Origin of the sequence: Mesorhizobium sp. M7A.F.Ca.CA.004.06.1.1 (assembly GCF_003999135.1) — a bacterium.
Lineage (GTDB): Bacteria > Pseudomonadota > Alphaproteobacteria > Rhizobiales > Rhizobiaceae > Mesorhizobium.
This window is the reverse complement of sequence record NZ_RZPQ01000692.1, coordinates 1-3,164: the sequence shown is the minus strand read 5'-3', so window position 1 is coordinate 3,164 and position 3,164 is coordinate 1. Positions and strand designations below refer to the sequence as shown.

The window sequence follows — 3,164 nt, the reverse complement described above, 5'->3', positions numbered from 1 at the left end:
CGAGGCGCCGAAGACCGATTCCTTCGTCGAGGTCGACGAGATCACGCTCGACCGCAAAATTCGCCGCATCTTCACCGGCTGGATGTTTGCCGAAAGCCCCGGCCTCAATGCCGTCGAGCATGCCGTCTACGACGTCTGGCTGAAGGAATGCAAGCAGAAGTCGGATGTGCCGGCGCCCGACGGCGCCAAGGCTGACGCAACCAAAGCCGAGGCGCCCAAGCCCGCGGCGGCCAAACCGAAAGCCGCGACCGCTCCGGACGTGACAGATCCTGGCGTGACGGAGCCGGACGCTTCGGACCCCGATACGACCGACACCAACTGATCCTCCGGAACCCTCCTTGCCACCATACGTTGGGGCACGGATGAGCGCGCATCTATGCGCAGGGAGGATCTTCCGATGTCAGACAGCAAGCGGATCACGGCTGGCAAGGCAGAGTTGCTGGAACTTGAAAAGGGATTCTGGACGGGCGACGCGGCCTACTATGCGGCCAATGTCGACACCGAATGCCTGGTGGCGTTTCCGCAGATGGCACAGGCGATGGACAATGCGGATCTCGCCAAGACCGCAACCAGGCCCAACCGCTGGCGCGACCTGAAAATCGACCTCAAGGGTATTATCGAGCCGGGCAGCGACATCATCATGCTGACCTACGAGGCACATGCGACACGCGAGAACGGCGAACCTTACGTCGCGCTGGTCAGCACCGGCTATGTCCATCGCGTCAACGGCTGGAAGATGATGTTCCATTCGCAGACGCCATTGGAAGCCGCCACTGGGAAGTAGGCTCAATCTTCAGGGATAGAATACGGCCTCGCCCTTCAGCGCGTCGGCCAGCATCTTTTCATATTTGCCGCGCGGCACGTCGACCGCGCCGAAGCGCTTGAGGTGCTCGGTGGTGAACTGGGTGTCAAGCAGAGCGAAGCCGCGTGCCTTCAAGCGCTCGACGAGATAGAAAAGGCAGGTCTTGGAAGCGTCCGTCTCCCTGGCGAACATGCTCTCGCCAAAAAACACCCGGCCGAGCGACACGCCATAGAGGCCACCGACCAGCCGGTCCTCGCGCCACGCCTCGACCGAATGACAATGGCCTATCCGATGCAACTCGACATAGGCTTCGCGGATCGGCGCATTGATCCAGGTCGAGCGCCGTTCCACGCGCTTTTCGGCGCAGCCGTCGATGGTCGCTTCGAAATCGAAATCGAAACGGATGTCGAAGGGGTTCTTCCTGATCGTTTTCCTGAGGCTTTTCGGCGCGTGAAAACCATCGAGCGGAATGATGCCGCGCGTCTCCGGCCGCACCCAGAACACCTCCGGGTCGCCGGCACTTTCGGCCATCGGGAAGACGCCCGAGGCGTATGCCTTGAGCAGAAGGTCGGTGGGGATGCGATAGCCGGGCGCGTAGGGGCGGGTCATCGCGTCTCCGCGCTAGTCTTCCTTGGCCAGGTATTTTTCCAGCCAGTGGATGTCGTAGTCGCCATTGGCGATGTCGGCATTGCCGACGAGATCGCGAAACAGCGGCAACGTCGTCTTGATGCCGTCGACGACGAACTCGTCCAGGGCGCGGCGCAGGCGCATCATGCACTCGACGCGATTACGCCCATGCACGATCAGCTTGCCGATCAGGCTGTCATAGTATGGCGGGATCTTGTAGCCGGAATAAACGCCGGAATCGACGCGGATGCCCAGGCCGCCCGGTGTGTGGAAATGGGTGATCGTGCCGGGCGAGGGGGTGAAGGTGCGCGGGTCCTCGGCGTTGATGCGGCATTCGATGGCGTGGCCGTTGAACTTGATGTCCTCCTGCTTCACCGAGAGGCCGCCACCGGAGGCGACGCGGATCTGCTCATGCACGAGATCGATGCCGGTGATCGCTTCCGTCACCGGATGCTCGACCTGCAGGCGCGTGTTCATCTCGATGAAGTAGAACTCGCCATTCTCGTAGAGGAACTCGATGGTGCCGGCGCCTGAATAATGGATCGCCTTGGCGGCCTTCACCGCCGCATCCGTCATCGCCTTGCGCAAAGCCTCGGTCATGCCGGGCGCGGGCGATTCCTCGATCACTTTCTGGTGGCGGCGCTGCGCCGAGCAGTCGCGTTCATAAAGGTGCACTGCATTGCCGAAATTGTCGCCGAACACCTGCACCTCGATATGGCGCGGCTTGTCGACATATTTTTCGACCAGCACGCGGTCGTCGCCGAAAGCGGCTTTCGCCTCGCGCCGCGCGCTGGACAGCGCCTCGGAAAATTCATCGGGATGCTCGACCCGGCGCATACCCTTGCCGCCGCCGCCGGCGCGCGCCTTGATCAGCACCGGGTAGCCGATCTCGCGTGCCTTGGACGCAAGCAGCACGATCTCCTGCGCCTCGCCATGATAGCCCGGCACGACCGGCACGCCGGCCTTTTCCATGAGCCGCTTGGCGGCGTCCTTCAGCCCCATGGCCCGGATCGAGGCCGCCGACGGGCCGATGAAAATCAGCCCCGCCGCCACCACCTGGTCGACGAAATCGGGATTTTCCGACAGGAAGCCGTAGCCGGGGTGAATGGCTTGTGCGCCCGTTGCCAGGGCCGCGGCGATGATCTTGTCACCGCGCAGATAGCTTTCGCCGACGGGCGAGAGGCCGATATGCACCGCCTCGTCGGCCATCTCGACATGCAGGGATCTCGCATCGGCATCCGAATAGACGGCGATAGTGCGCACACCCATCTTGCGCGCCGTCCGGATGACACGACAAGCGATCTCACCGCGATTGGCGATCAGGATCTTGGCGAACATGGAGCCTCCCGGTTTTGCCTCGGGCAGCGCCATTCTGGCAGGCGCCAGCCTATTTGGAGGCAGCGATCTCGCAGGCGCCGCCGGTCGTGACCTTGTAGTGGCCGCGGGTTGACTGACAGGATTTCATCGCCAACTCTTCGGCCCTCTTTTGAGATGGTGCGTTGAGGTGGCCGCCGCAAACTATGTACGACGACATTATCCGCGCGTAGGGAGTGGTTGCGTACGCTGAATGGCCACCGGCCGCGACATAGGCCTTGTAGGTCTTGGTGCAGGGATCCTTGGGATTTCGCGGCAGGTACGGCGGGAAAAGCTTGTCTCCCTCGCTTCCAGTGAGTGAGCCGGCCATGCCCGCGCCGCACGCGGCGACCGTCAGCAATCCGGCCAATATCGCCATGGC

General features: G+C 62.7%; 5 protein-coding genes. 2 read left to right on the top strand and 3 right to left on the bottom strand.

Annotation, left to right across the window (positions count from 1 at the left end):
* Both EN906_RS28470 and EN906_RS28465 read left to right on the top strand, forming a co-directional pair.
* Positions 1–322 (top strand): DUF2155 domain-containing protein (locus EN906_RS28470; RefSeq protein WP_127375537.1); only part of this gene is annotated, 322 nt, incomplete at its 5' end.
* Positions 323–397: 75 nt separating this feature from the next.
* Positions 398–784 carry a hypothetical protein gene (locus EN906_RS28465; protein ID WP_127269231.1) on the top strand — a complete coding sequence of 129 codons (387 nt, stop codon included), beginning with the start codon at positions 398–400 and terminating at the stop codon, positions 782–784.
* 9 nt (positions 785–793) lie between these two features.
* Here the strand turns inward: EN906_RS28465 and aat are convergent, their stop codons facing one another.
* The 3 genes from aat to EN906_RS28450 are packed head-to-tail and all read right to left on the bottom strand — an operon-like array spanning position 794 to position 3,161.
* The gene (aat, locus tag EN906_RS28460) at positions 794–1,411 is read right to left on the bottom strand and encodes a leucyl/phenylalanyl-tRNA--protein transferase (protein ID WP_127269232.1); all 618 of its coding nucleotides are present in this window, start codon (positions 1,409–1,411) and stop codon (positions 794–796) included.
* A gap of 12 nt (positions 1,412–1,423) precedes the next feature.
* Positions 1,424–2,767, bottom strand: coding sequence for an acetyl-CoA carboxylase biotin carboxylase subunit (gene accC / locus EN906_RS28455; protein WP_127375536.1), 1,344 nt, complete (start codon positions 2,765–2,767; stop codon positions 1,424–1,426).
* Positions 2,768–2,816: 49 nt separating this feature from the next.
* Positions 2,817–3,161, bottom strand: coding sequence for a hypothetical protein (locus EN906_RS28450; RefSeq protein ID WP_164777422.1), 345 nt, complete (start codon positions 3,159–3,161; stop codon positions 2,817–2,819).
* Between the last annotated feature and the right edge of the window lie 3 nt (positions 3,162–3,164).